26 protein-coding genes and 4 tRNA genes are annotated in these 26,037 nt (G+C 66.2%); 8 read left to right on the forward strand and 22 right to left on the reverse strand.

Features of this window, described 5'->3' with window-relative positions; translation table 11 throughout:
* Positions 1-27 precede the first annotated feature (27 nt).
* The 20 genes from rpoB to trpE all read right to left on the reverse strand — a co-directional run bounded on the left by rpoB (position 28) and on the right by trpE (position 16,423).
* Positions 28-4,152 (reverse strand): DNA-directed RNA polymerase subunit beta, encoded by a 4,125-nt coding sequence (gene rpoB / locus KIH07_RS00905; protein WP_226490170.1) that lies wholly within the window; start codon positions 4,150-4,152, stop codon positions 28-30.
* Between the two features lie 296 nt (positions 4,153-4,448).
* Positions 4,449-4,826 carry a 50S ribosomal protein L7/L12 gene (gene rplL, locus KIH07_RS00910; RefSeq protein ID WP_226490171.1) on the reverse strand — a complete coding sequence of 126 codons (378 nt, stop codon included), beginning with the start codon at positions 4,824-4,826 and terminating at the stop codon, positions 4,449-4,451.
* Between the two features lie 41 nt (positions 4,827-4,867).
* A complete protein-coding gene (rplJ, locus tag KIH07_RS00915) occupies positions 4,868-5,404 on the reverse strand; it encodes a 50S ribosomal protein L10 (RefSeq protein WP_226490172.1) in 537 nt (178 codons plus the stop codon).
* Between the two features lie 254 nt (positions 5,405-5,658).
* Positions 5,659-6,354 (reverse strand): 50S ribosomal protein L1, encoded by a 696-nt coding sequence (rplA, locus tag KIH07_RS00920; RefSeq protein ID WP_226490173.1) that lies wholly within the window; start codon positions 6,352-6,354, stop codon positions 5,659-5,661.
* A gap of 1 nt (position 6,355) precedes the next feature.
* Positions 6,356-6,787, reverse strand: coding sequence for a 50S ribosomal protein L11 (gene rplK, locus KIH07_RS00925; RefSeq protein ID WP_226490174.1), 432 nt, complete (start codon positions 6,785-6,787; stop codon positions 6,356-6,358).
* 116 nt (positions 6,788-6,903) lie between these two features.
* Positions 6,904-7,479 carry a transcription termination/antitermination protein NusG gene (gene nusG, locus KIH07_RS00930; protein ID WP_226490175.1) on the reverse strand — a complete coding sequence of 192 codons (576 nt, stop codon included), beginning with the start codon at positions 7,477-7,479 and terminating at the stop codon, positions 6,904-6,906.
* The gene (gene secE / locus KIH07_RS00935) at positions 7,479-7,862 is read right to left on the reverse strand and encodes a preprotein translocase subunit SecE (RefSeq protein WP_226490176.1); all 384 of its coding nucleotides are present in this window, start codon (positions 7,860-7,862) and stop codon (positions 7,479-7,481) included. Before secE ends, nusG begins: the two co-directional genes overlap by 1 nt.
* Before the next feature lie 155 nt (positions 7,863-8,017).
* Positions 8,018-8,093, reverse strand: a tRNA-Trp gene (locus KIH07_RS00940).
* A gap of 26 nt (positions 8,094-8,119) precedes the next feature.
* Positions 8,120-9,310 carry an elongation factor Tu gene (gene tuf, locus KIH07_RS00945; RefSeq protein ID WP_068176647.1) on the reverse strand — a complete coding sequence of 397 codons (1,191 nt, stop codon included), beginning with the start codon at positions 9,308-9,310 and terminating at the stop codon, positions 8,120-8,122.
* Positions 9,311-9,354: 44 nt separating this feature from the next.
* Positions 9,355-9,429: transfer RNA gene (locus tag KIH07_RS00950), tRNA-Thr, on the reverse strand.
* Between the two features lie 64 nt (positions 9,430-9,493).
* Positions 9,494-9,567 (reverse strand) — tRNA-Gly (locus KIH07_RS00955).
* A gap of 75 nt (positions 9,568-9,642) precedes the next feature.
* A tRNA-Tyr gene (locus KIH07_RS00960) sits at positions 9,643-9,728 on the reverse strand.
* Between the two features lie 61 nt (positions 9,729-9,789).
* Positions 9,790-10,536 (reverse strand): uracil-DNA glycosylase, encoded by a 747-nt coding sequence (locus KIH07_RS00965; RefSeq protein WP_226490177.1) that lies wholly within the window; start codon positions 10,534-10,536, stop codon positions 9,790-9,792.
* Positions 10,537-10,544: 8 nt separating this feature from the next.
* The gene (trpC, locus tag KIH07_RS00970) at positions 10,545-11,345 is read right to left on the reverse strand and encodes an indole-3-glycerol phosphate synthase TrpC (RefSeq protein WP_226490178.1); all 801 of its coding nucleotides are present in this window, start codon (positions 11,343-11,345) and stop codon (positions 10,545-10,547) included.
* Positions 11,338-11,481 carry a hypothetical protein gene (locus KIH07_RS00975; protein ID WP_226490179.1) on the reverse strand — a complete coding sequence of 48 codons (144 nt, stop codon included), beginning with the start codon at positions 11,479-11,481 and terminating at the stop codon, positions 11,338-11,340. Before KIH07_RS00975 ends, trpC begins: the two co-directional genes overlap by 8 nt.
* A gap of 11 nt (positions 11,482-11,492) precedes the next feature.
* Entirely contained in the window at positions 11,493-12,560 is a 1,068-nt protein-coding gene (gene trpD / locus KIH07_RS00980) for an anthranilate phosphoribosyltransferase (RefSeq protein WP_226490180.1), read from the reverse strand.
* A 15-nt stretch (positions 12,561-12,575) separates the two neighbouring features.
* Complete coding sequence (locus KIH07_RS00985) at positions 12,576-13,232, reverse strand: LysE family translocator (protein WP_226490181.1); 657 nt, start codon at positions 13,230-13,232, stop codon at positions 12,576-12,578.
* A gap of 22 nt (positions 13,233-13,254) precedes the next feature.
* Positions 13,255-14,328, reverse strand: coding sequence for a low-specificity L-threonine aldolase (ltaE, locus tag KIH07_RS00990; RefSeq protein ID WP_226490182.1), 1,074 nt, complete (start codon positions 14,326-14,328; stop codon positions 13,255-13,257).
* Positions 14,325-14,918, reverse strand: coding sequence for an anthranilate synthase component II (locus KIH07_RS00995; protein WP_226490183.1), 594 nt, complete (start codon positions 14,916-14,918; stop codon positions 14,325-14,327). The genes ltaE and KIH07_RS00995 overlap by 4 nt, the downstream gene beginning before the upstream one ends.
* A 5-nt stretch (positions 14,919-14,923) precedes the next feature.
* Positions 14,924-16,423: an anthranilate synthase component I gene (trpE, locus tag KIH07_RS01000; RefSeq protein ID WP_226490184.1), complete on the reverse strand. Its 1,500-nt coding sequence runs from the start codon at positions 16,421-16,423 to the stop codon at positions 14,924-14,926.
* 407 nt (positions 16,424-16,830) lie between these two features.
* Between trpE and KIH07_RS01005 the strand changes: the two genes are divergently transcribed.
* Positions 16,831-17,442, forward strand: coding sequence for a chalcone isomerase family protein (locus KIH07_RS01005; protein WP_226490185.1), 612 nt, complete (start codon positions 16,831-16,833; stop codon positions 17,440-17,442).
* A 118-nt stretch (positions 17,443-17,560) separates the two neighbouring features.
* Here KIH07_RS01005 and gph read toward each other — a convergent pair whose 3' ends face one another.
* Entirely contained in the window at positions 17,561-18,211 is a 651-nt protein-coding gene (gph, locus tag KIH07_RS01010) for a phosphoglycolate phosphatase (protein WP_413465796.1), read from the reverse strand.
* Positions 18,212-18,362: 151 nt separating this feature from the next.
* A complete protein-coding gene (rpe, locus tag KIH07_RS01015; RefSeq protein WP_226490187.1) occupies positions 18,363-19,043 on the reverse strand; it encodes a ribulose-phosphate 3-epimerase in 681 nt (226 codons plus the stop codon).
* Positions 19,044-19,132: 89 nt separating this feature from the next.
* Between rpe and apaG the strand changes: the two genes are divergently transcribed.
* The 7 genes from apaG (at position 19,133) to KIH07_RS01050 (ending at position 26,035) form a co-directional block, all read left to right on the forward strand.
* Entirely contained in the window at positions 19,133-19,534 is a 402-nt protein-coding gene (apaG, locus tag KIH07_RS01020) for a Co2+/Mg2+ efflux protein ApaG (protein WP_226494601.1), read from the forward strand.
* Positions 19,535-19,581: 47 nt separating this feature from the next.
* The gene (locus tag KIH07_RS01025; RefSeq protein WP_226490188.1) at positions 19,582-21,678 is read left to right on the forward strand and encodes a site-specific recombinase; all 2,097 of its coding nucleotides are present in this window, start codon (positions 19,582-19,584) and stop codon (positions 21,676-21,678) included.
* A complete protein-coding gene (gene thiL, locus KIH07_RS01030; protein ID WP_226490189.1) occupies positions 21,671-22,645 on the forward strand; it encodes a thiamine-phosphate kinase in 975 nt (324 codons plus the stop codon). The genes KIH07_RS01025 and thiL overlap by 8 nt, the downstream gene beginning before the upstream one ends.
* A 134-nt stretch (positions 22,646-22,779) precedes the next feature.
* Positions 22,780-23,322, forward strand: coding sequence for a phosphatidylglycerophosphatase A (locus KIH07_RS01035; RefSeq protein WP_413465686.1), 543 nt, complete (start codon positions 22,780-22,782; stop codon positions 23,320-23,322).
* Between the two features lie 126 nt (positions 23,323-23,448).
* Positions 23,449-23,934, forward strand: coding sequence for a CinA family protein (locus KIH07_RS01040; RefSeq protein ID WP_226494603.1), 486 nt, complete (start codon positions 23,449-23,451; stop codon positions 23,932-23,934).
* 17 nt (positions 23,935-23,951) lie between these two features.
* Positions 23,952-25,100, forward strand: a complete 1,149-nt coding sequence (locus tag KIH07_RS01045) for a DNA alkylation repair protein (protein WP_226490190.1) — start codon at positions 23,952-23,954, stop codon at positions 25,098-25,100.
* Between the two features lie 17 nt (positions 25,101-25,117).
* Entirely contained in the window at positions 25,118-26,035 is a 918-nt protein-coding gene (locus tag KIH07_RS01050; RefSeq protein WP_226490191.1) for an alpha/beta fold hydrolase, read from the forward strand.
* Positions 26,036-26,037 lie beyond the last annotated feature (2 nt).

The following is a 26,037-nucleotide window of genomic DNA, read 5'->3' on the forward strand; positions in this document are numbered from 1 at the left end:
GGGTTCAATCCTTGTCTTGCCGGCGAATTAGGAGCGTTCCAACTCGATGTCGATACCGAGTGAGCGAATTTCCTTGACCAGCACGTTGAACGACTCGGGCATGCCCGCGTCGATCGAGTGCTCGCCCTTGACGATGCTTTCGTACACCTTGGTGCGGCCCTGCACGTCGTCGGACTTGACGGTGAGCATTTCCTGCAGGATGTAGGAAGCGCCGTAGGCTTCCAGCGCCCACACTTCCATCTCGCCGAAACGCTGTCCACCGAACTGCGCCTTGCCGCCCAGCGGTTGCTGCGTGACCAGGGAGTACGGACCGGTCGAACGGGCGTGCATCTTGTCGTCCACCAGGTGGTGCAGCTTCAGGTAGTGCATGTAGCCCACGGTGGTCTTGCGCTCGAAAGCGTCACCGGTGCGACCGTCGTACAGCTGCGCCTGGGTGCGGGTTTCGGTCAGGCCCTTGGCCTTCGCGATGTCGTCCGGATACGCCAGCTTGAGCATGTCCATGATTTCCTGCTCGGAAGCGCCGTCGAACACCGGGGATGCGAACGGCACACCGCGGGTCAGCTCTTCGGCCATGGCGCGCAGCTCGTCGTCGTTGAGCTTGGACAGGTCTTCCTTGCGGCCCGTGCCGTTGTAGATCTGTTCCAGGAAAGCACGCACTTCGGACATGGCGGCCTCGCGCTGCAGCATGTCGCCGATGCGCTGGCCCAGGCCCTTACCGGCCCAGCCCAGGTGGACTTCCAGCACCTGACCGATGTTCATGCGCGAAGGCACGCCCAGTGGGTTCAGCACGATGTCCACCGGCGTACCGTCGGCCAGGTGGGGCATGTCTTCCACCGGCGTGATCTTGGAGACCACACCCTTGTTGCCGTGGCGGCCGGCCATCTTGTCACCGGGCTGCAGGCGGCGCTTGACGGCCAGGTAGACCTTGACCATCTTGAGCACGCCCGCGGGCAGCTCGTCGCCCTGCGTGAGCTTCTTGCGCTTCTCTTCGAACGCCAGGTCAAAGCTGTGGCGCGTCTGCTCCATGGAGTTCTTGATCGACTCCAGCTGGGCCGCCACGTCGTCTTCCGCCGGACGGATGTCGAACCAGTGGTACTTCTCGACTTCGTCCAGGTAGGCCTTGTCGATCTTGGTGCCCTTGGCCAGCTTCTTCGGGCCGCCATTGGCGACACGGCCGGTCAGCAGCTTCTCGATCCGGTCAAAGGCGTCGGCTTCCACGATCCGCAGCTGGTCGTTCAGGTCCAGGCGGAAACGCTTGAGTTCGTCGTCGATGATCTGCTGGGCGCGCTTGTCGCGCGTGATGCCTTCGCGGGTGAAGACCTGCACGTCGATCACGGTGCCTTGCGAGCCCTGGTCCACGCGCAGCGAGGTGTCTTTCACATCGCTGGCCTTCTCGCCGAAGATCGCGCGCAGCAGTTTTTCTTCCGGCGTCAGCGTGGTCTCGCCCTTGGGCGTGACCTTGCCCACCAGCACGTCGCCAGGCAGCACTTCGGCGCCCACGTAGATGATGCCGGAGTCGTCCAGGCGGTTGAGCTGCTGCTCGGCCAGGTTGGGGATGTCGCGGGTGATTTCTTCCGCGCCCAGCTTGGTGTCGCGCGCCATGACCACGAGTTCCTCGATGTGGATCGAGGTGTAGCGGTCTTCGGCGACCACGCGCTCGGAGATCAGGATCGAGTCTTCGAAGTTGTAGCCGTTCCAGGGCATGAAGGCGATCAGCATGTTCTGGCCGATCGAGATCTCACCCAGGTCGGTCGACGCGCCGTCGGCGATCACGTCGCCCTTGCCCAGCTTGTCGCCCTTCTTGACGATCGGACGCTGGTGGATGTTGGTGTTCTGGTTGGAACGCTGGTACTTGATCAGGTTGTAGATGTCCACACCGACTTCACCGGCCACGGCCTCGGCGTCGTTCACGCGGATCACGATGCGGGTCGCGTCCACGTAATCGACCACGCCGCCGCGATTGGCGGTCACCACGGTGCCGGAGTCGATCGCGGCCACGCGCTCGATGCCCGTGCCGACCATCGGCTTCTCGGGGCGCAGCACGGGCACGGCCTGGCGCGACATGTTGGCGCCCATCAACGCGCGGTTCGCGTCGTCGTGCTCCAGGAAGGGCACCAGCGAGGCGGCCACCGAGACGATCTGCGCGGGCGACACGTCCATGTACTGGATGGTGTCGGCCGGGGTCAGGATCGATTCGCCCTTTTCACGGGCGGAGATCAGGTCACCGGTCAGCTTGCCATCCTTGTCCAGTGCGGCGTTGGCCTGGGCGATGACGTACTTGCCTTCTTCGATGGCCGACAGATAGTCGATCTGGTTCGTCACCTTGCCGTCCACCACACGGCGGTACGGGGTCTCGATGAAACCGTACTCGTTCAGGCGGGCGTACAGGGCCAGCGAGTTGATCAGGCCGATGTTCGGGCCTTCAGGCGTTTCAATGGGGCAGACGCGGCCGTAATGCGTGACGTGCACGTCGCGCACCTCGAAGCCAGCGCGCTCGCGGGTCAGACCGCCCGGGCCCAGGGCCGACACGCGGCGCTTGTGGGTGATCTCGGCCAGCGGGTTGGTCTGGTCCATGAACTGCGACAGCTGGGACGCGCCGAAGAACTCCTTGAGGGCCGCGGAAATCGGCTTGGAGTTGATCAGGTCGTGCGGCATCAGCGGCTCTTGCTCGGCCTGGCCCAGACGCTCCTTCACGGCTTTCTCGATACGCGCCAGACCGGTGCGGTACTGGTTCTCGGCCAGTTCGCCCACGCAACGCACGCGGCGGTTGCCCAGGTGGTCGATGTCATCAACTTCGCCACGGCCATTGCGCAGGTCCACCAGGATCTTGACCACGGCCAGGATGTCTTCGTTGGACAGCACCATGGCGCCGGTGGATTCGTCGCGGCCCACGCGGGCGTTGAACTTCATGCGGCCCACGCGCGAGAGGTCGTAGGTGTCCGGGTTGTAGAACAGGCGGTGGAACAGGGCCTGCACCGCGTCTTCGGTCGGCGGCTCGCCGGGGCGCATCATGCGGTAGATGGCGACACGGGCGGCGAACTCGTCGGCCGTTTCGTCACTGCGCAGGGTCTGCGAAATGTAGGCGCCCTGGTCGAGTTCGTTGGTGTAGAGGCACTGCAGGTCCTGCACGCCGGCACTGCGCAGCTTCTTCAGCAGGGCTTCCGTCAGCTCGTCGTTGGCCTTGGCGATGATCTCGCCGGTGTCGGCGTCCACGATGTTGCGCGCGACCACGCGACCGATCATGAAGTCTTCGGGCACGCTGATGTGCGTGGTGCCGGACTGCTCCATCTCGCGGGTGTGGCGCACCGTGATGCGCTTGTCCTTGGCCACCACGACCTTGCCGCTCTTGTCGGTGATGTCGAAACGGGCCACTTCACCACGCAGGCGCTCGGGCACGAAGGCCATTTGCGCGCCGCTGTCCATCAGGCGGAAGTGGTCGTTGACGAAGAAGTTGGCCAGGATGGTTTCCGGCGTCAGGCCGATGGCCTTGAGCAGGATGGTGACCGGCATCTTGCGGCGGCGGTCGACGCGGAAGAACAACACGTCCTTCGGATCGAATTCGAAGTCGAGCCAGGAGCCGCGGTAGGGAATGATGCGGGCCGAGAACAGCAGCTTGCCCGAACTGTGGGTCTTGCCCTTGTCGTGTTCGAAGAACACGCCCGGCGAGCGGTGCAGCTGCGACACGATCACGCGCTCGGTGCCGTTGATGATGAAGGAACCCTTGTCGGTCATCAGGGGCACTTCACCCATGTAGACCTCTTGTTCCTTCACTTCCTTGATGACCTTGGACTGGTTGGTCGAAGACTCGCGGTCGTAAATGATGAGCTGCACACGGGCGCGCACGGCCGATGCGAAGGTCAGACCACGGGTCTGGCACTCACGCACGTCGAACGCCGGGCGAGCCAGGTTGTACTCGACGAACTTCATCTCGACAAAGCCGTTGTGCGAGACGATGGGGAAGGCGGCCTCGAACGCGGCCTGGAGGCCTTCGTTGGTGCGCTTTTTCGGCGCGGAGTCGGCCTGCAGGAAGGCGGTGTATGCATCCTTCTGCATCTGCAGCAGGTAAGGAATCGCGAGCACGTTCTCGCGGGTACCAAAACTCTTGCGGATGCGTTTGCGTTCGGTGTATGAATAGTTCGATGCTGAGGCCATGAGATCTCCGGACTTGAGGTCTGCGGCGACTGTCTGCCTACCAGGGAGAACTCCTGGTGGCTTGCTTGGTGGCTGGCCTCTACCAACCATTGGCGGACGGCCTGCGCATTGCACACAGGCCCGAACCAAGTCGTTTTCTGCAGTCGGGGTCAGAAAACACTGATAAGCAAACTCGACAGAATTTACTTATCAGTGTTCATTTAAAACACGGCGCCTATGGAACTAGCACAGGCGGCTCTGAAAGCACCAAAGGCTGGAGGCCCTTTCGAGCACTCCAGCCCCTGACCAGAACCGAATTACTTGAGCTCGGCCTTGGCGCCGGCTTCCACCAGCTTCTTCACAGCGGCTTCGGCGTCGGCCTTGGCAATCGCTTCCTTCACGTTCTTCGGAGCGCCATCGACCAGGTCCTTGGCTTCCTTCAGACCCAGACCGGTGATTTCGCGCACGGCCTTGATGACGGAGACCTTGTTCGCGCCGGCTTCGAGCAGCACGACGTTGAATTCGGTCTTCTCTTCAGCGGCGGCGGCGCCAGCGCCAGCACCACCAGCGGCAGGAGCGGCCATGGCGGCAGCGCTCACACCAAACTTCTCTTCGATGGCTTTCACCAGGTCGTTGAGTTCCATGACCGTCATGCTGTCCAGCGCGGTCAAAAATGCGTCTTTATCGAATGCCATTTTGATTTCCTAACAATTGGTTAAACGAATCTGCCACGCCTTCAGGCGGCGGCAGCTTCCTCTGCCGGGGCTTGTGCCGCCGGGGCAGTGCCTTCGCCTTTTTTCGCCGCCAGCGCGCCCAGCACAACGGCCGTACGCGACATGGGGGACATCAGCAAGCCACACAGCTGGGCCAGCAGCACTTCCTTCGAAGGAATGCTGGCGAGCTGCTTCACGCCCTCGACGTCCAGGACTTTGCCACCGTAGACACCTGCACGAATCACCAGCTTGTCGTTGGTTTTCGCGAATTCGGCCACCACTTTCGCGGCGGCCACGGCGTCTTCGGAGAAGCCATAGATCAGCGGACCGGTCATCTGGTCAGCGGCCACTTCAAAACTGCTGCCAGCCACCGCACGGCGGGCCAGGGTGTTTTTCAACACGCTCAGGCTCACACCGTTGCTGCGGGCTGTGACGCGCAGTTTGTCCATGTTCGCGACCGTGATGCCACGGTATTCCGCCATCACGAGCGTTTGAGCTTTAGCGGCGAGGCTGGTCACTTCGGAAATGACCGCTTCTTTCTCACTGCGATTCAGACTCAAGGTCTACTCCTTAAATGTGCCTTCGGTCATCGGACCTCTGGCACGCCTCATTGCAGCGACCAACTGTTTAGGGAACAAGTTCCATCTGCAGCGGGATCGCCATCTGCGTTGGCTTTTCACAATTAAGTCGGGCCATTCCCTCACAGGTTCGGACCAACACCAACGGTCTTGGATGGCCCCACACAGCGGCATCGTTGCCGCCCTGCGGGCCCACCACACCCGGGCCACCGCAGTGGCCCGAATTCTTTTCGCGATCAGGCCGCGATGGATTGCATGTCGACGCGAACGCCCACACCCATGGTCGAGGACACCGCCACCTTGCGCAGGTACACACCCTTGCTGGTGGCGGGCTTGGCCTTGGTCAACGCGTCCAGCAACGCCACCAGGTTGCCCTGGAGCTTGTCGGCGTCGAACGAACGGCGGCCGATGGTGCCGTGCACGATGCCGGCCTTGTCCACGCGGAACTGCACCTGACCGGCCTTCGCGTTGCGCACAGCCTGGGCAACGTCGGGCGTCACGGTGCCGACCTTCGGGTTGGGCATCAGGCCGCGCGGGCCCAGGATCTGACCCAGGGTACCGACCACGCGCATCGCATCGGGCGAAGCGATGACCACGTCGAAGTTCATGTTGCCGGCCTTGATGTCGGCGGCCAGATCGTCCATGCCGACGATGTCGGCACCCGCGGCCTTGGCTTCCTCGGCCTTGGCGCCCTGGGCGAACACGGCCACGCGCTTGGTCTTGCCGGTGCCGTTGGGCATCACGACGGCGCCACGCACCACTTGGTCCGACTTCTTGGCATCCACGCCGAGCTGGATCGCCACGTCAATGGATTCATCGAACTTGGCGTTGGCGCATTCCTTGATGATGGCCAGGGCATCGGTCAGTGGGTACAGCTTGTTGCTGTCCACTTTGCCTTCGAAAGCCTTCTGTTTTTTGGTCAGTTTGGCCATGTCACACGCCCTCCACAATCACGCCCATCGAGCGGGCCGAACCGGCGATGGTGCGCACGGCGGCGTCCACATCGGCAGCGGTCATGTCTTTCATTTTGACCTTGGCGATTTCTTCCAGCTGAGCGCGGGTGATCTTGCCAACCTTGTTCTTGTTGGGCACCGAAGAGCCCTTGTCCAGCTTGATGGCCTTCTTGATCAGGGTCGTCGCGGGCGGCGTCTTGATGATGAAGGTGAAGCTCTTGTCCGCGAATGCCGTGATCACCACGGGCAGCGGCAGACCGGGCTCGACGCCCTGGGTCTGGGCGTTGAACGCCTTGCAGAACTCCATGATGTTCAGGCCGCGCTGACCCAGCGCCGGACCGATCGGGGGAGAGGGGTTGGCCTTACCAGCTGGCACTTGCAGCTTGATGAAGCCGACGATTTTTTTCGCCATTTTTTAGCTCCTGCGAGTGCAGACGGCTGCCATCAAGACAGCCTCCTCGCGTTGGGGGACCCGGGAGAATCAAATGGCACAGGCGTCGGGCCGACCCGCCTGTGCCACGAAAAAACTCAGGTCTTCTCGACCTGGCTGAATTCGAGCTCGACCGGCGTGGCACGACCGAAAATGGTCACGGACACGCGCATCTTGTTCTTCTCGTAGTTGACTTCTTCGACCGTGCCGTTGAAGTCGGTGAACGGGCCTTCCTTGACACGCACGTATTCGCCCACGACGAACTCCACCTTATGACGCGGCTTGTCAGTGCCTTCCTGCATCTGGTTGACGATCTTCTGGACGTCTTCTTCGGAGATCGGCGCCGGACGGTTCTTGGCACCGCCCACGAAACCGGTGACCTTGTTGGTGTGCTTCACCAGGTGCCAGGTTTCATCGTCCATCACCATTTCCACCAGCACATAGCCGGGGAAGAATTTGCGTTCGGTGGTGCGCTTCTGACCGTTCTTGACTTCCACCACCTCTTCGGTGGGCACCAGAATGCGACCAAACTTGCTCTGCATGCCTTCGCGGTTGATGCGCTCGACGATATTGCGCTCGGCGGCCTTTTCCATGCCGGAATAGGCGTGCACCACGTACCAACGCATCCCTTCGGCGGGCACGCCATCGGTCACGGGGCTTTGATGATCGGTCATTATTTTCTCCAGCCCAGGATCAGGTCGTAAAACAGCCACTCAACGGTCTTGTCGGTCAGCCAGAGGAACAGCGCCATCACGAACACGAACGCAAACACATAGGCCGTCATCTGGATCGCCTCCTTGCGGGCCGGCCAGACCACTTTCTTGGTTTCGCGCCAGGCGTCCCGCCCGAACGCCACCAACTGCCTGCCGGACTCGGATACCCCAAACACCACCACGGCCGCCGCCACGCCCACGATCAGCGCCACCCACTGAACCAGCGCACCCCGACCCGAAAGCAGGTAAAACGCCACAAAGGCACCCAACAGCAACGCGGCCGCCGCCGCCAGCTTGGCCTTGTCGGCACTGGTGTTGACGGTTTGAACTTCGGAAGTGGCCATGAGGATCCAGACGATTCAGTACAAAACTCGCATCTAAAGCCCAAAAAAGGCAAGAGGCTTGAGACACGCAAGCCCACCAGAGGTCTTGACGACTTCGGCGGGCTTGTAAAACCACAAAACAGTTCGGAATCAGATTCCGGCGTTGCCCTGTTCGGTGGCAGGGGCAGTAGGAATCGAACCTACAACCTTCGGTTTTGGAGACCGACGCTCTGCCAATTGAGCTATACCCCTACTGGCTTGTGCCCCCAGGAGGGCGATTACTCGATGATCTTGGCGACGACGCCGGCGCCGACGGTGCGACCGCCTTCACGGATGGCGAAGCGCAGACCTTCTTCCATGGCGATCGGGGCAATCAGCTTGACCGTGATCGACACGTTGTCACCCGGCATGACCATTTCCTTGCCTTCGGGCAGCTCGATGGAGCCGGTCACGTCGGTGGTGCGGAAATAGAACTGCGGGCGGTAGTTGTTGAAGAACGGGGTGTGACGGCCGCCTTCGTCCTTGGACAGCACGTAGACCTCACCGGTGAAGTGGGTGTGCGGCTTGATGGAGCCGGGCTTGCACAGCACTTGGCCGCGCTGCACATCTTCGCGCTTGGTGCCGCGCAGCAGGATACCGACGTTGTCGCCGGCCTGACCCTGGTCGAGCAGCTTGCGGAACATTTCCACGCCGGTGCAGGTGGTCTTCTGGGTGGTGGAGATGCCGACGATTTCGATTTCTTCACCGACCTTGATGATGCCGCGCTCGATACGACCGGTCACGACGGTGCCGCGGCCGGAGATGGAGAACACGTCTTCCACGGGCATCAGGAAGGCACCGTCCACCGCGCGCTCGGGCGTGGGGATGTAGGTGTCCAGGGCGTCGGCCAGCTTCATGATGGCTTCTTCACCCAGAGGACCCTTGTCGCCTTCGAGGGCGAGCTTGGCCGAACCATGGATGATGGGGGTGGCGTCGCCGGGGAAGTCGTACTTGTCCAGGAGTTCGCGCACTTCCATTTCAACGAGTTCGAGCAGCTCGGCGTCGTCGACCATGTCGCACTTGTTCAGGAACACGATGATGTAAGGCACGCCGACCTGGCGGGCCAGCAGGATGTGTTCGCGGGTCTGGGGCATGGGGCCGTCGGCGGCGGAGCACACCAGCACGGCGCCGTCCATCTGGGCGGCACCGGTGATCATGTTCTTGACGTAGTCGGCGTGGCCGGGGCAGTCGACGTGGGCGTAGTGGCGGTTGGCCGTTTCGTATTCCACGTGGGCGGTGTTGATGGTGATGCCGCGCGCTTTTTCCTCGGGCGCCGCGTCGATCTGGTCGTAGGCCTTGGCCGAACCGCCGAACTTGGCCGCCAGCACGGTGGTGATGGCCGCCGTCAGCGTGGTCTTGCCGTGGTCAACGTGACCAATGGTGCCCACGTTCACGTGCGGCTTGGTCCGCTCAAATTTCTCTTTTGCCATTTTTCAGCTCCAAAATCAAAATTGCCGAAACACCAGAACAAATATGGTGCCCTTGGCGGGAATCGGACCCGCGACCTCTCCCTTACCAAGGGAGTGCTCTACCACTGAGCCACAAGGGCCAAGACACCCGGACAACCCGGACATCTCAGAAAACTGTTCGCACCATCAACAACCGAAGCAATCTGGAGCGGGAGACGGGAATCGAACCCGCGTCATCAGCTTGGAAGGCTGGGGTTCTACCATTGAACTACTCCCGCCCGAAGGAACCAGACCTCTTGGCCTGAAACACTTTGAACGCGACATCCCAATCGCTCTTGCATCACATCCGTTGCTGGTGGAGGGGGCTGGATTCGAACCAGCGTACGCGTAAGCGGGCAGATTTACAGTCTGCTGCCTTTAACCACTCGGCCACCCCTCCATAGCGCAGCCCAGCATTATGCCACGGTTTTTTGGCCTATGTCAGCAACATTGTTCGTTGTTCACCAATCAATCGCCGGTCCGCCTTGGGCGGTCAGCCAGCGGTTCACGGCACCAAAATGGCCGGATCCGATGAACGGTACAGGGCCCCGGCTGGCGGACAAAGGCGAAGGGTGGTTGGCGGACAGCATCAAGTGGCGGGCCCCATCGATCAGACCCAGCTTCTTCTGGGCGTGTGCGCCCCAGAGCAGAAACACCTTGGGCAGCCCGGACTCGCTGCAACGACGGATGACCGCGTCGGTCAGCACCTCCCAGCCCTGCCCGGCGTGGCTGGCGGGCTGACCGTCTTCCACCGTCAGGCAGGTGTTGAGCAGCAGCACCCCTTGTTGTGCCCAGCGCACCAGCGAACCATGGGTGGGCGCCGGCAGCCCCAGATCGCGCTGCAGTTCCTTGAACATGTTGCGCAGGCTGGGCGGAATCTTCACCCCCGGAGGCACGGAAAACGCCAGCCCCTCGGCCTGGCCAGGGCCGTGGTATGGGTCCTGGCCCAGAATCACGACCCGGACCTGCGCAAGCGGCGTCAACTCCAGCGCCCGCAGTGGTCGCGGCGGGTAGATGAGAGCCCCCAAGGCCAGGCGCTGGCGCAAAAAGCCCAGCAAGCCCTGTCCTGTGGATGACATCCAGAAGTCGTCGACCAGGGGCGACCAGTCGGCCGAAACCGGCCAGCGCACCGGATCGGCCAACAGCAATTGCCGAGCCGAATCGCCCAGGACTACCCCGGAATCGCCCCAATCCAGCGCGCCTTGCATCGCGTAACTCAGGCAAACAGCTCGGCCAGCGCCAGGCCCGGCTCGGGCGCCCGCATGAAGGCCTCGCCAACCAGGAAGGCGTGCACGCCAGCGGCGCGCATTTTCATCACATCCTCACGCCCCAGGATGCCCGACTCGGTAACCAGCAGGCGGTCGGACGGCACATCGGGCAGCATGTCCAGCGTGGTCTGCAGCGTGACGTCGAAGGTCCGCAGGTTGCGGTTGTTGATGCCCACCAGCGGGGTTCTGAGCTTGAGCGCACGCTGCAGTTCGTCGCGATCGTGCACCTCGACCAGCACCGCCATGTTCAGCCCCTGCGCCAGCGCTTCCAGATCGGCCATCTGCGCGTCGTCCAGGCAGGCCGCGATCAGCAGGATGGCATCGGCCCCCATGGCGCGGGCTTCGTAGATCTGGTACGGGTCCACCATGAAGTCCTTGCGCAGCACCGGCAGGTCGCAGCTGGCGCGGGCCTGCTTCAGGTAGTCGGCGCTGCCCTGGAAAAACTGGCGGTCGGTCAACACCGACAGGCAGGCGGCGCTGACCTTGCCGTTGCCTTCGGCGTAGCTCTGGGCAATGTCGGCCGGGATGAACTCTTCGCGCAACACGCCCTTGCTCGGGCTGGCCTTCTTGATTTCGGCGATCACCGCGGCCTGGCTTGCGGCGATCTTGGCGCGCAGCGCGCCCTCGAAGTCGCGCGTCAGCACCCGGCTTTCGGCGTCGAAGCGCACCACGTCCAGCGGCTTCTTCTGGCGCGCGGCGGCGATTTCCTCGTGCTTGACGGCCACGATCTTGTTGAGGATGTCACTCATGGGTTTCGTTTTCCTGGGGTGGGGGCGCCTGCAGCACCTTCTTGATGACCCGGTGCATCACCACACCGGCCACGATGAACAGCAGCGAGACGCCAATGGCGATCCAGGCGCCTTCGTTCTGCAACCAGACGGGCATATGCCTCTCCTTCAGGGGCCGGTGCCGGCGGTCGCGGTCTGGGTGAAGGCCTGCAACTCGGCCAGCTTGGCGGCCGCGGCGCCCGATTCGATGGTGCGCCGTGCCAGGGCAATGCCCTGCCCCATGTCGTCGCAGACGTTGGCAGCGTACAGCGCCGCGCCGGCGTTGAGCGCCACGATGTCGCGCGCCGCCTTGAGCGCAGGCTCATCGCGGCGGTCCAGCACGCCCAGCAGCATGGCCTTGGAGTCTTCGGGCGTCTCCACGCGCAGCGCGCGGCTGCTCGCCATGGTGAGGCCAAAGTCCTCGGGGTGGATTTCGTATTCGGTGATCTCGCCGTTCTTCAGCTCCCCCACCATGGTGGCGGCGCCCAGCGAGACCTCGTCCATGCCATCGCGGCCATAGACCACCACGGCATGGTCGGCGCCCAGGCGCTGCAACGCACGCACCTGGATGCCCACCAGATCGGGGTGGAACACGCCCATGAGAATGTTCGGCGCCGAGGCGGGGTTGGTGAGCGGCCCGAGGATGTTGAAGATGGTCTTGATGCCCAGCTCGCGGCGCACCGGCGCCACGTTCTTCATGGCCGGATGGTGGTTGGGCGCGAACATGAAACCCACGCCCACCTCCTCAATACAGCGCGCGATGGCATCGGGCGGCAGGTTGATGTTGACGCCCAGGCTCTCCAGCACATCGGCGCTGCCGCTCTTGCTGGACACGCTGCGCCCACCGTGCTTGCTGACCTTGGCGCCCGCGGCCGCGGCCACGAACATGGAGCAGGTGGAGATGTTGAAGGTGTGCGAGCCGTCGCCGCCGGTGCCCACGATGTCCACCAGGTGCGTCTTGTCGGCCACGTTCACCTTGGTGGAGAACTCGCGCATCACCTGCGCGGCCGCGGTGATCTCGCCGATGGTCTCCTTCTTCACGCGCAGGCCGGTGATGAGCGCGGCCATCATGACCGGCGACATCTCACCGCTCATGATCAGGCGCATCAGGTGCAGCATCTCGTCGTGGAAGATTTCGCGATGCTCGATGGTGCGCTGCAGGGCCTCCTGCGGGGTGATCTTGTGGCTGTGGGGCATGGGTGTCTCCAGAACTTAGCGAGAAGGATTGTCCGACATGGCCAGTTTGAGGCCAAAGCCGACGAACATGACACCCGCGGCGCGGTCCAGCCAGTGCATGGTGCGCCGAACAGCGCGGGCGCGACGGGCCATCCAGGCGGCAGCCAGCGCCCAGCCGATGTTGACGGGAATGGCGTTGACATTGAACAGCGTGCCCAGCGCCAGAAACACCCAGGTCGTGTGCTCGACGTTGGGGGCGATGAACTGCGGCACGAAGGCCAGGAAAAAGATGGCCACTTTGGGGTTGAGCACGTTGGTCCAGAAGCCCCCGCTGAACACGCGTCGCAGATCGACGGACACCAGCGGCGCACCCGTCAGGGTATCGGCGTCCAGTGGGCCGCCGCTCGCCCGCGAGTGCAGCAGCTTCACGCCCACATACAGCAGATACGCCGCACCGGCCCACTTGAGCAGGTTGAAGGCCGTGGCCGATGCCGCCAACAAGGCGCCCACGCCCAAGGCCGCCGCAACGATGTGAACGAAACAGCCCGCCGTGATACCGAGTCCGGCCACGATGCCCGCACGCGCCCCGCTGCGCAGCGAGTGCGTGACGACGTACAGCACATCGGGGCCGGGCGTGAGGTTGAGCAGCCAACCCGCAGCGATGAACAGCAGGAGTTGCGAAGTGTCGGGCATGGTGCTCTCCTGCGGAGGGAGGTCAGTAAGGGCCGGAGCGAGAGGCGCTCGCCTCACCTGCAGGCGCCTCGGCAAAGAAGCGACGCACCGTGGCGATGGTGTGATCGATGCCAGCCGCGTCCACGTCCAGGTGGGTCACGAAACGCAGGCCGATCAGACCGGTGGCGAGCACGCCGTTCGCTTTCAGAAAATCCAGCAGCGCCGGGCCACGGCCATCGGCCACGTCGACAAAGACGATGTTGGTCTGGGCCGACTTCACCGTCAGGCCGTCGATCCCGCGCAGGCCATCGGCCAGTCTGCGGGCGTTGGCGTGGTCGTCGGCGAGCCGGTCCACATGGTGGTCCAGCGCGTGCAAGGCGCAGGCGGCCAGCAGCCCGGCCTGACGCAGGCCGCCGCCGGCCATCTTGCGGATGCGGCGGGCGCTCTGGATCAGCGCCTGCGAACCACACAGCGCGGAGCCCACCGGTGCACCCAGGCCCTTGCTGAAGCAGACCGAGAGGCTGTCGAACTGATCGGCGATCTCGCGCAGGCGATCGAAGGCGCCCTGCCCCGTCGCGGCCGAGGCGACGGAAGCGTTGAACACCCGCGCGCCGTCCAGATGCGTGGCCAGCCCGTGCGCGCGCGCCAGCTGCGTCGCCCCCTGCAGGTAGTCGTCGGGCATCACATGGCCGTTCCAGGTATTTTCCAGACACAGCAGGCGGGTGCGCGCGAAATGCGGGTCGTCCGGCTTGATGGCGGCAGCGATGTCGGCCAACGCCATGCGGCCCTGCGGATCCTGCGTCAGCGGCTGCGGCTGCACGCTGCCGAAGACCGCGGCACCGCCGCCCTCGTAGCGGTAGGTGTGGGCCAGTTGGCCCACGATGTATTCGTCACCCCGGCCACAGTGCGCCAGGATGCCGCAGAGGTTGCTCTGCGTGCCCGAGGGCATGAAGAGCGCGGCTTCCTTGCCGGTGAGGGCCGCGATGCGCTCCTGCAGCGCGTTGACCGTCGGGTCGTCACCGAACACGTCGTCGCCCAACGGGGCGGCCATCATGGCCGCGCGCATGGCGGCGGTCGGTTGCGTGACGGTGTCGCTTCTGAGATCAACGATTTTCATGCTTGCTCTAAAAAGTTCTTGAGCATGGCGTGTCCATGCTCGGTGAGGATGCTCTCCGGGTGGAACTGCACGCCTTCGATGGCCAGGGTCTTGTGCTTCACGCCCATGATCTCGCCGTCCGGTGTCCAGGCCGTGACCCTCAGGCAGTCGGGGCAGCTCTCGCGCTCAATCGCCAGCGAGTGGTAGCGGTTGACGATGAACCGCTCCGGCAGGTTCGCGAACACACCTTCCTGCGTGGTGGTGATGACGCTGGTCTTGCCGTGCATCAGCTCCTGTGCCCGGATGATCTTGCCGCCAAAGGCCGCGCCGATGCTCTGGTGGCCCAGGCACACGCCGAGGATGGGCAGCTTGCCGGCGAAGTGCTGGATCGCTGCCACCGAGATGCCGGCTTCGGCCGGCGAGCAGGGGCCGGGCGAGATCACGAGGCGGTTGACCTGCCCCGCGTCCACACGGCGCTGGATCTCGTCGACCGTGATCTCATCGTTGCGCACCACGGTCACGTCGGCGCCGAGTTCACCGAAGTACTGCACGATGTTGTAGGTGAAGGAGTCGTAGTTGTCGACCATCAGGAGTTGAATAGGTTTGCTCATGGTGTTCACTCCAGGCCTTCTTCCACCAGTTCCGCCGCACGCAGCAGCGCACGGGCCTTGTGTTCGGTTTCCCTCCACTCCATCTCGGGAATGGAATCGGCCACGACACCGGCGGCGGCCTGCACGTAGAGTGTCTGGTTCTTGATGATGCCGGTGCGGATGGCGATGGCCACGTCCATGTCGCCGGCGTAGCTGAGGTAGCCACAGGCGCCGCCGTAGAGGCCGCGCTTGGTGGGCTCCAACTGGTCGATCAGCTCCATGGCGTGCACCTTGGGCGCGCCGGTCAGCGTGCCGGCCGGGAAGGTGGCCTTGAGCACGTCCATGTTGGTCATACCGTCCACCAGCGTGCCTTCGACGTTGCTCACGATGTGCATCACGTGGCTGTAACGCTCCACCGCGAAGGCTTCGGTCACTTTCACCGAGCCGATCTTGGCGATGCGGCCGATGTCGTTGCGCGCGAGATCGATCAGCATCACGTGCTCGGCGCGCTCCTTCGGGTCGTTCACCAGCTCGATCTCAGTGGCCTTGTCTTTCTCGGGCGTGGCGCCGCGTGGTCGGGTGCCGGCGAGCGGCCGGATGATGACCTTCTGGCCCTCGTCCACCTGCTCCTGCCGCACCAGGATCTCCGGCGAGGCCCCCACCACGTGGAAGTCGCCAAAGTGGTAGTAGTACATGTACGGCGACGGGTTGAGCGAACGCAGCGCGCGGTAGAGCGAGAGCGGCGACTCGGTGTAGCGCTTCCTGATGCGCTGGCCCACCTGCACCTGCATGAAGTCGCCGCCGGCGATCAGTTCCTTGGCGCGCTCCACCGCGGCGATGTAGTCGGCCTTGGCGAAATCGCGCTCGGCCGGATGGCCCTGGCTGGGTTTGACGACGGGTGCGCTCACCGAATATTTCAGCGCCTCTTTCAGTTCGCGCACACGCTTCTTGGCGTTGGCGTAGGCCTCGGGGGCGGCCGGGTCGGCGTAGACGATCAGATAGAGCTTGCCCGAGAGGTTGTCGATGACGGCCAGTTCCTCGCACTGCAACAGCAGGATGTCTGGGCAGCCCAGGGTGTCGGGCGGGCAGGTGTTTTCCAGCTTCTTTTCGATGTAGCGCACCGCGTCGTAGCCGAAGTAGCCGGCCAGGCCGCCACAGAAACGCGGCAGGCCCGGGCGCAGCGCCACCTTGAAGCGCTGCTGGTAGGCCGCGATGAAATCGAGCGGATTGCCGTGGTTCGTCTCGACCACGGTGCCGTCGCGCACCACCTCGGTTTTGGCCTCAGCGCCGAAACCGCTGGCACGCAACAGCGTGCGCGCGGGCAAGCCGATGAAGCTGTAGCGGCCGAAGCGCTCGCCGCCGACGACGGATTCGAGCAGGAAGCTGTGTTGGCCATCGCCCCGACCGTGCGCCAGTTTGAGGTACAGCGAGAGCGGGGTTTCGAGGTCCGCGAAGGCCTCGACCATGAGCGGGATGCGGTTGTAGCCCTGTTGCGCGAGGCTCTTGAATTCGAGTTCGGTGATCATGTTCAGACACTCCATCGGCCCCCTGCTGCGTCGCAGCGAATGGAACCGTGTTTTTGAGGCGCCCGGTCAGCAGGCCTGCCGGGTTCGGGGAGTGGGGTGGCGCAGGCGGGGGGCCGAAAGGCCGGACCGGGACCCGCGCACCCCGGGGGGGAGGTGCACGTTTACGCTGGCTTGCGCCAGGGCCAGGCTCCCCGGCCCTTGCGGCTCGGCAGATTGCCCGTGAGGGATGTGCGTGTGTTGAACATGGGGCCAAAGTGTAGCAAAGCTGTTCAGCTCCCGGCCGGGCAAATGCGGCCCGTCCCCGGGTTCTCCGGTGAAACCCTGTTGCGTTCGGCCATGGGGGTGATGAAAATGCTTTTTAGAACGGTCGTTCTTTTTTCAACACCCTCCGTGTGGAAGCCCTCGCCATGAAACACCCCTCTCGCCGCATCGTGCGTTCCGTGGCCGGCCCGTTGTTGGGGCTGTGTCTCTGTCTGGGGACGCTGCAGGCCGAGGCGGCCACGGTCGAACTCAGCGGCGTCACGCTGGAAGACCGGGTGAGTCTGGCGGGCAGCTCGCTGCAGCTCAACGGCGCTGGCGTGCGCTACAAGGCTGTGTTCAAGGTCTACACCGCCGGGCTGTACCTGAGCCAGAAAGCGAGCACGCCCGATGAAGTGCTGGCAGCGCCCGGCCCCAAGCGCATGACCATCACCATGCTGCGCGAAATCGATTCGACCGAGCTCGGCAAGCTGTTCTCTCGCGGCATGGAAGACAACATGGAGCGCAGCGCCTTTTCCAAGCTGATTCCCGGCGTGATGCGCATGAGCCAGGTGTTCAGCGACCACAAGAAGCTCAAGGAAGGCGAGACTTTCGTGCTGGACTGGATTCCGGGCACCGGCACGGTGCTCACCATCAAGGGCAAGGTCGAGGGCGAACCCTTCAAGGAGCCTGAGTTCTTCAACGCGCTGATGCGCATCTGGCTCGGCCCCAAGCCGGCGGACTGGCAGCTCAAGGACGCGCTGCTGGGCAAGAAGAAATAGAGGACGGCCCTTGCCCCCACGCTCCGCCGCTGCGCGGGTCGCTGCCCCCCGAGGGGGCTGATCCGCCTCGGGAACGGCCCGGCGGCGGATCGCAGGCCCGCCGCTGCGCGGGTCGCGCTCAGTCCAGCAGCTCGGTCAGCGAATCCACCAGCAGATCGTGCGGCGCCTCGGCGATGGGGTCGCCATGGTTGTAGCCGTAGGTCACCAGGGCCACCGGGCAGCCCGCAGCGCGTGCGGCGATGCCGTCGTTCTGCGAATCGCCCACCATCAGGGTCTGCGCCGGGGTGCTTCCCAGGGCCTCACAGGTCTTCAGCAGCGGCAGCGGGTCGGGTTTCTTGCGCTCGAAGCTGTCGCCGCCAAACACCTGGGAGAAGTAGCCCGCCAGGCCTTTGAGCTCCAGCAGCGCCTGCGCGAAGGCCAGCGGTTTGTTGGTCAGGCAGGCCAGCGCCCGCCCGGACGCCCGCAGGCGCTGCAGGCCCTCCTCGACACCGGGGTACACGTCCGCGTGTTGGCCGTTGACGAACAGGTAGTGGTGCTGGTAGCGCTGCAGCGCCAGCTCGTCCACCTGGTCGCGCGGCCAGCTCAGGGCCACCGCGTCGGAAGCGATGACCTCGGGCAGGGCCAGCTGGTGCGCCAGCACCGTGCGCACCAGGTGCTCCGAGCCCTTGCCCACCGTGCGCTCGACCAGGTCGCGCGCCACCGGCGGCAGGCGCAGGTCGTCCAGTGTGTGGTTGAGCGCGACCACGAAGTCGCCCAGCGTGTCCACCATCGTGCCGTCCAGATCGACGATGACCGACCGGATGTCGGAAAATTTCAAGAGACTTCTCCGGAGAAAGTGTCCAAACCCAGGATGCCGTGGAACCGACTTCGCCGGGCCACAGGCATCGCCCCCAGGGGGTGACGCGAAGCGACGCGGGGGCTTATTTCAGCGCCACACGCATCTGGTCGATCACGGCCTTGTAGTCGGGCTTGCCGAAGATCGCGCTGCCGGCCACGAAGGTGTCGGCGCCCGCGTCGGCCACGCGGCGGATGTTGTCGGCCTTGATGCCGCCGTCCACCTCCAGCCGGATGTCCCGCCCGCTGGCTTCGATGCGCTTGCGCGCGGCCTCGATCTTGCGCAGGGCCGAGTCGATGAAGCTCTGACCACCGAAGCCGGGGTTGACACTCATGATCAGGATCAGGTCGATGTCGTCGATGGTCCAGTCCAGCACGTCCAGCGGCTCGGCCGGGTTGAAGGTGAGGCCGGCCTTGCAGCCCCGGGCCTTGATGGCCTGCACGCTGCGGTGCACGTGGGCGCTCGCGTCGGGGTGGAAGCTCACCAGGTCGGCCCCGGCGTCGATGAAGGCGCCCGCGAGCGCGTCCACCGGCTGGATCATCAGGTGCACGTCGATCGGCACCGGCGTGCCGTCGGGCGCCTTGGCGTGCGGTTTCAGCGCCTGGCAGATCATGGGCCCGAAGGTCAGGTTGGGCACGTAGTGGTTGTCCATGACGTCGAAATGGATCCAGTCGGCGCCGGCGGCGATGACGTTTTTCACTTCCTCGCCCAGACGGGCGAAGTCGGCGGCCAGGATGGACGGGGCGATGCGGTAGGGGGTGGGCATGGGGAGGGCGGCGGAAGGGTGAAGAAAGGCAATTCACCGCATTTTCGCAGGCCCGGCAGGCGCCGCCCTGGCGCGGTAACATGCCGCTCATGTCGAAATACCAGTTCACCTGCGAGGTCGAGCCCCAGTACCTCAGCGAGCAATCCGCGCCCGAGGAGGACCTGTACGCCTTCGCCTACACCATCACCATCACCAACACCGGTGATGTGACGGCGCAGCTGATCGCGCGCCACTGGATCATCGACGACGCGCAGGGCCACACCGAAGAGGTCAAGGGCCTGGGCGTGGTGGGCAACCAGCCGCTGCTGCGCCCCGGCGAGTCCTTCCAGTACACCAGCGGCACGCGGCTGAGCACGCCCTCGGGCAGCATGCGCGGCAGCTATTTCTGCGTGGCGGAAGACGGCGAACGGTTCGAGGCCCCGGTGCCCGAGTTCGCGCTCCAGGCCGACGCCTCCGGCGCGGGCGACGGCCCCGCGCGCGTCCTGCATTGAGCCGGCTGGCCCGCGCGCGCGGCGTGCTCCCCCTCCCGAACCGAGGCATGGACCTGCCCGCCCTGCTGGACGCGCTGGATGCGCTGGCCCCGATGGCGCAACGCCACCTGTGGCTGATCGAGCTGCTGCGCTGGGTGCGTGGCGAGGCCCAAGACCCCCAGGCCAGCGTGGCGCGCGTGCGCCTGCTGCTGGACACCGTGCAGACGCGCCCCGAATGGCTGGCGCGCTGGCACGACTGGTGGCGGGTTTTCACCGGCAGCGTGGACGCCACGCCGCTGCTGGCCGACTACGGTTTCGCGCCCCGCACCGCCTTCCTCAGCGAGTTCGGCCACCGGCTGCGCCGCAAGATCCTGCCCGGCACGCCCGAGACCACCGATCTGGCCGAGCTGTTCGGCCTGCTGCTGCCCAGCCGTTTCGACGTGCGCTGGCTCAAGGCGCTGGACAGCGCCACGCTGCAGCGGCTGCACGCCCTGCTGATCGCACCACCGGACGCCCTCCCCACCGCCGCACCGGCGCTGGCAGCGGCCGAGAGCGCCGCGAGCTCGCCCGCCAGCTTCTGGCAAACCGCCCTCATGGACGCGCTGGTGTTCTGCGTGAGCCAGGTCAGCGCCACCGGGTTTGCCTCGGAAATCCGGGTCCGCATGTCCGCCGAGGCCCAGGTCTCGCGCCCGTTCCACGAACTGCCGTCGTCCTTCGAGGTGATGCGCCAGGCGGTGCAGCGGCATGGGCCCCACAGCGCCCAGGCACTGGAGGCGGCCGCGCTGCTGCGCGCCCAGCTCGACGCCTGCCGCCACGCCGCCTACACGGTGTACTCGCACCTCGAAACCCACGGCGTGTCGGTGGGCATCGTGTTCCGGCTGCGCCAGCTGCGCGAGCGCATCGTGCGCGTCAAACAGCTGCTGGACTGCCTGCAGTCCAGCCAGCCCGAGCGTGCCACGGTGGCGCTGCTGGCCGATCTGGCGCAGATGAGCCAGGACAACCGCAGCATCCGCGCGCTGATCGCCAGCAGCTCGCACCTGACGGCGGCGAAGGTGGCCGAGCGCAGCGCCGAAAGCGGCGAGTACTACATCACGCGCGACGCGGCCGAATACCGCCAGATGCTGGGCAAGGCCGCGGGCGGCGGCGCGGTGCTGGGCCTGACGACCTGGGTCAAGTTCTCGCTCTACGCGCTGGGGCTGTCGGCGTTCTGGGCCGGCTTTGCCGCCGGGCTCAACTACGCGTTCTTTTTTGTGCTGATCCAGTTGCTGCACCTCACGGTGGCCACCAAACAGCCCGCCGTGACCGCGCCGGCCATGGTGGCCAAGCTCCGGGACATCCGCCAGCCCGGCGCCGTGCGCCGCTTCGTGGACGAGGTGGCCAACCTGTTCCGCTCCCAGATCGCCGCCATCGCGGGCAACGTCGGCCTGGTGATCCCAGTGGTGCTGCTGCTCAGCCTGGCGCTGCGGTTCGTCACCGGCGCGCCCATGATCGACGCCGACCAGGCCCGGCACGTGCTGCACGACCTGCACCTGCTGGGCCCCACCCTGCTGTTTGCCGCGCTCACGGGAGTGCTGCTGTTCGCCTCCAGCATCGTGGCCGGCTGGGTGGAAAACTGGTTCGTGTTCCACAAGCTGGACTCGGCCGTGCGGCACAACCCGCGCTTCACGCGGCTGCTCGGCCCGGCGCGCGCGGCACGCTGGGCCAGCTTTCTGCGGCAGAACATCTCGGGCCTGGCGGCCAACATCTCGCTCGGTTTCATGCTCGGCCTGGTGCCCGCGTTCGCCGCGTTTTTCGGCCTGGGTCTGGACGTGCGCCACGTCACGCTTTCGGCCGGCCAGGTGGCCGCGGCGACGGCCTCGCTGGGCCTGGGCGTGCTGCGGGAGCCGGGCTTCTGGTGGGCGGTGGCCGGTGTGCTGGTGGTCGGGCCGATCAACCTGGCCGTGAGCTTCTACCTCGCCTTCCAGCTGGCGCTGCGCGCGCAGAACATCAGCGAGGTGAACCGCGTGCGCATCCGCGCGTCGATCCGCCACCGCATCCGGCGCGCGCCCCTGAGCTTCCTGTGGCCCCCACGGCATCTGCCCGAGGACGAAGCCGAGAACGCGCCCCTCAACCCCGATGGCCCGGTCTCGGCCATCGATGCCGACGCCCAACGCAGCCATGGGTGAATTCGAACTCATCCGCCGGCATTTCCAGCGCCCCGGCGTGGCGCTGCCCGGCAACGTGGCACGGGGCATCGGCGACGACTGCGCGCTGCTGCAGCCGGCACCCGGCCACCAGCTCGCCGTGTCCACCGACATGCTGGTCGAGGGCCGGCACTTTTTTCCCGACGTGGCGCCCGAAGCGCTGGGCCACAAAGCACTTGCGGTCAACCTGAGCGATCTCGCCGCCATGGGCGCGCGGCCGCTGGGCTTCACGCTGGCGCTGGCCCTGCCCGCGGCCGACGACGCCTGGCTCAACGCCTTCGCCCGGGGCCTGTTCGCGCTGGCCGACGCGCACGCCTGCCCCCTGGTGGGCGGCGACACCACGCGCGGCCCGCTCAACATCTGCATCACGGTGCTCGGTGAGGTGCGCCCCGACCAGGCGCTGCGGCGCGACGCCGCCCGGGCCGGCGACGACCTCTACCTGAGCGGGCGCACCGGCGAAGCGCGGCTGGCGCTGGAACTGCTGCTGGGCACCGGCTGGGCCAGCGCGCACACCCCGCCAGACGCCCTGCCCCGGTTGCGCACACGGCTGGAGCGCCCGGTGCCCCGCCTCGCGCTGGGCCAGGCGCTTGCGGGCCTGGCGCACGCGGCGATCGACCTGAGCGACGGCCTGGCCGGCGATCTGGGCCATGTGCTGCAGGCCAGCGGCGTGGGCGCCGAGCTGGCACTGGCCGAACTGCCGCTGGCGCCCGACCTGCGGGCCCTGCCCGAAGCCCAGCGGCTGGACTGCCTGCTCAACGGCGGCGACGACTACGAGCTGTTGTTCAGCGCCCCGCCCGGCGCGCGCGCCGCCATCGAGGCCGCCGCCCGCACCAGCCAGACCCCCGTGCACCGCGTGGGCCGCATCAGCGCCGAACCGGGCCTGCGCTGGCTGGACGCCGCCGGCCAGCCGGTGGCGCTGCGTGCGCGCGGCTTCGACCACTTCAAGTGAGATGAAGCACCCCCGCCGCGCTGCGCGCGACCCCCTTCAGGGGGCAACGCGATGCGGCCTGGCAAAGCCAGGACCAAAGCGTTCTGGGCGGGCACGGGCTGCACCGTTTCACACCGCCTCATAATCGATCCACCATGGTTGACACCCCCGATCCGTCCGACCGTTTTGCCGCCAGCGCAGCGCCCATGCTTCGCCCGACCTGGGCCTTTCTGGTCGCCCACCCGGCCCATTTCATTGCGCTCGGCGCGGGTTCGGGCCTGCCCCGTTTCGCCCCGGGCACGGCGGGCACGCTCTGGGCCTGGGTGGTCTTCCTGCTGCTGCAGCCCCGGCTGCCCGACCTGGGCTGGGCGCTGCTGATCGGCGTGGGCACGCTGGTGGGCTGGTGGGCCTGCACGGTCACGGCGCGGCACATGCGCATGGCCGACTCGGGTCACATCGTGGTCGATGAGATCCTGGCCTTCTGGCTGGTGCTGTGGCTGGTCTCGCCCACCAGCATCTGGGGCCAGCTCTACGCCTTCGTGCTGTTCCGCCTGTTCGACGCGGTGAAGATCGGGCCCATGGCCTGGGCCGACCGGCGTTTCAAGGGCTTTGGCCCGCGCGGTGGTTTCGGCATCCTGCTCGACGACTTCGCCGCGGCCGGCTGCACCCTGCTCGTGATCGCCGCCTGGAGGTATTGAGCCCACCCCCGTCGCTGGCTCGCTGCGCGTAGCCGCTCCGCCCCTCAAGGGGCAACACCTGCGGCCTGGCAAAGCCCGTTTCGCGGTGTTCTTGACCGATCCCCCTCACTCACAACCATGACCGCCATGAACCTGCCGCCCACCGCCACACTGGTTGAACAACTGGCCACCGAACTCAAGGCGCGCGGCCAGTTCCTGGCCACGGCCGAGAGCTGCACCGGCGGCCTGATCGCCAGCGCCTGCACCGAGCTCAGTGGATCGAGCGACTGGTTCGAGCGCGGCTTCGTCACCTATTCCAACGCCGCCAAGTCCGAGCTGCTGGGCGTGTCCGCCGCGCTGATCGAAGAACACGGCGCGGTGAGCGAGGCGGTGGCGCGCGCCATGGCCACCGGGGCGGTGGTCAACGCCCACGCGCACTGGTCGGTGGCGGTCACCGGCATTGCCGGCCCCACCGGTGGCAGCGCCGACAAACCGGTGGGCACGGTGTGGTTCGGCTGGGCCACGCCCGAGGGCGTGTTCACCGAACACCAGCGCTTCGACGGCGACCGCGCCGCCGTGCGCCAGGCCACGGTGCGGCACGCGCTGGCCGGGCTGCTGCTCCGCCTGCGCTGACGGGAGCGCCCTCAGACATGGCCGAACCGTTCAAGAACCTCATCAACCCCCGCACCGTGGCGCACGCGGGCGCCCACCTGCAGCGGGTGTGGCCCGGGTTTCAGCGCCAGCGCTTCGAACAGCAGGCCGGCGACGGGCTGGAAGCGCTGGAGTTCAAGGCGCGCGCCATGCAGCTGGCCGACGCGCTGGAGGCCACCCTGCCGGGCGACTTTGCCGCCGCCTGCGAGGTGATGGAAGCCAGCCTGGCGCCGCCGCTGCCGCTGGACGCGCAGGGCGAGCCCATCGCCTTGGCGGCCGACCGACGGGATGAGGGTCTGGCCGGCTGGGTGGTCTGGTCCATGGGCGAGTTCGTGGCGCGGCGCGGCGTGAACGGCGAGGTGCCGCGCGCGCTGGCCTGCCTGCACGCGCTCACCCAGCGTTTCTCGGCCGAGTTCGCGATCCGCCCACTGATCCAGCAACACCCCGGCGTGGTGCTGCCCACCCTGGCGCAGTGGGCGCACGACCCGAGTGCGCATGTGCGCCGGCTGGTGAGCGAGGGTTCGCGCCCGCGCCTGCCCTGGGGCCTGCGGCTGCAAGCCCTGGTGGCCGACCCCGCGCCCACCCTGCCGCTGCTGCGTGTGCTGCAGGACGATGCCAGCGCCTATGTGCGCCGCAGCGTGGCCAACCACCTGAACGACATCGCCAAGGACCACCCCGAGCTGGTGGCCCGCTGGGTCGGCGAGCACCTGCGCGGCGCCACGCCGGACCGCACGGCCCTGCTGCGCCACGCCAGCCGCGGCCTGATCAAGCAGGGCCACCCGCCCACGCTGGCCGCCTGGGGCCTCGGGCTGGGTCTGCAGGGCGAGGCCGGCCTGAGCCTGTCCACCGACCACGCGGCGGTGGGGGAAGACATCGGGCTGCACGTCACGCTGCGCTCCACGGCGCGCACGACCCAGCCGCTGGTGGTGGACTACGCGGTGCACCACGTGCGCGCCAACGGCGGCACCAGCCCCAAGGTGTTCAAGGGCTGGAAGCTGGCGCTGGGCCCGGGCGAAGCGCGCAGCCTGGAGAAGCGCCACAGCCTGCGCCCGGTGACCACGCGCACGCTTTACCCGGGCAGTCACCGCATCGATCTGCTGGTCAACGGCCAGACCTGCGCCAGCGCCCACTTCGAGCTGTTGCCCTGATACCCCACGGAGACCCCATGACCGACACACCCTGGTTTGACGGATTCGAGCGGCGCGAGATTCGGCTGGGCACGGCCGGCGCTCCCCGCCATGTCACGCTGCGCGTGGGTGGCCAGGCGCTGGGCCCGGTGCTGGTGCTGCTGCACGGTTTTCCGCAGACGCACGTGATGTGGCAGCGCGTGGCCCAGCGGCTGCGCGGCGCCTACCGGCTCGTCATGCCGGACCTGCGCGGCTACGGCGACTCACCCGCGCCGGCGGACGCGCCGCGCCACGAACAGGCCAGCAAGCGCGCCATGGCCAGCGACGTGGTGGCGGCACTTGACGCGCTGGGTGTGGACCGGTTTTTCCTCTGCGGCCACGACCGCGGCGGCCGCGTGGCGCACCGGCTGGCGCTGGACTTTCCGCAACGCGTGCTCAAGCTCGGCGTGATCGACATCGCGCCTACGCTCGACATGTACGCCCGCACCGACATGGATTTCGCCCGCGCCTACGACCACTGGTTCCACCTGATCCAGCCCGCTCCCCTGCCCGAGGCCATGATCGGCGGCGCAGCGCTGGCGTACCTGCACGCCAAGCTCGGCGGCTGGGGCGCGGGTGGCCTGGGTCACATCGAGCCCGAGGCGCTGGCCGAATACGAACGCTGCTTCTGCCGGCCTGAGGCCATCCACAGCGCCTGCGAGGACTACCGCGCCAGCGCCGACATCGACCTGGAACACGACCGGCTGGGCCGCGAGCGCGGTGAACAGATCGCCTGCGACACCCTGGTGCTCTGGGGCGCCAAGGGCGTGGTGCAGCGCTTTTTTGATCCGCTGGCGCTCTGGCAGGCGCGCTGCGCGGCGAGCGTCAGCGGGCAGGCTCTGCCGGCGGGCCATTTCATTCCCGAAGAGCTGCCCACCGAGACCGCCGCGGCCCTCGCCGGGTTCATGCGGCTCTGAAC

It is taken from the genome of Hydrogenophaga taeniospiralis (genome assembly GCF_020510445.1).
Lineage (GTDB): Bacteria > Pseudomonadota > Gammaproteobacteria > Burkholderiales > Burkholderiaceae_C > Hydrogenophaga.